The following is a 1,153-nucleotide window of genomic DNA, read 5'->3' on the forward strand; positions in this document are numbered from 1 at the left end:
GCTCGTCGTCCTCAGCCACGGGCCCGTGCCTGAGATCAGCGACGCGCAGACCCTCGTCACCACCGGTATCGCGGACGCCATCGCCGCGGCCCGCAAGATCGCCGGCGACAAGGACGTCGGCCTGATGGGTGGCGGTGTGGCCACCGAGGCCCTCAAAGCCGGGCTCGTCGACGAGCTCATCCTCCACCAGGTACCCATCCTGCTGGGTGGCGGTCGCAGGTTCTTCAACGAGCTCCCGGAGCACGTGCATCTCCGTCTGCTGCAGGCAACCCCGGCACCCGGCGTGACGCACCTGCACTACGAGGTCCTCCGATGATCCTCGTCACCGGCGGGCTGGGGATGATCGGCGCCCACACCGCTCGCGCACTCGTGGACCTCGGACAGGAGGTCGTCGTCACCGCGCACCGCCGGACCGAGGTCCCGTCGTTCCTCGCCGGCAAGGTCACCGTGGAATCCCTCGACGTCACCGACCGGGACGCCTTCCTCGCACTCGCCGAGCGGCACGACATCAGCGACATCGTCCACCTCGCGGGCAGCATCCCCGTCGAGGACCCGGTCCACTTCCTCCGTACGGACACGACCGGCCTGCTCAACGCGCTGGATGCAGCGCGCGCCTGGGGCGTCCGCAGGTTCGCCGTCGCCAGCAGCCTCGGCGTGTACATCGGTCGGTCCGAGATACCCTGGCACGAGGAGCTCGCGCTGCCCACCGCGGAGCTGCCGCACCTGATCGTCGCCTTCAAGAAGGCGGTCGAGCCGCTCACCACGCACAGCCTCCAGGGCAGCGGCGTCCAGGCGGTGTGCTTGAGGATCGGGACCATCTGGGGCCCGCTCGGCGACCCGGAATCACCGTTCTTCCCCATCCCCTCCTACATCAACGCCGTGCTCCGCGGTGAGAAGCCGCGGCCGCTGCACGCCGACGACGGCGGCGACCGCTGCTACGCACCCGACGCCGGCCGCGCGATCGCCCTGCTGATGACCACGGAGACCCTCCGGCACGACACCTACAACGTCTCCAGCGGACGGCCGGCCACCAACCGCGAGTTCGCGGACGCGCTGCAGGCGATCACCCCCGGCCTGCAACTCGACCTCCTGCCCGGACGGCAGGACGGCCCCGGCGACGATCCCTACCTCGACACCACCCGACTCACCCACG

At 70.4% G+C, this 1,153-nt stretch carries 2 protein-coding genes; both read left to right on the plus strand.

Annotation, left to right across the window (positions count from 1 at the left end; translation table 11 throughout):
• A partial coding sequence (locus ELR45_RS39455) for a dihydrofolate reductase family protein (RefSeq protein WP_205857455.1) occupies window positions 1–316 on the plus strand: 316 nt, incomplete at its 5' end.
• On the plus strand, window positions 313–1,153 hold an 841-nt coding region (locus ELR45_RS28645; protein WP_205857456.1), incomplete at its 3' end, for an NAD-dependent epimerase/dehydratase family protein. The genes ELR45_RS39455 and ELR45_RS28645, both read left to right, overlap by 4 nt.

It is taken from the genome of Phytoactinopolyspora endophytica (assembly GCF_004138495.1).
Lineage (GTDB): Bacteria > Actinomycetota > Actinomycetes > Jiangellales > Jiangellaceae > Phytoactinopolyspora > Phytoactinopolyspora endophytica.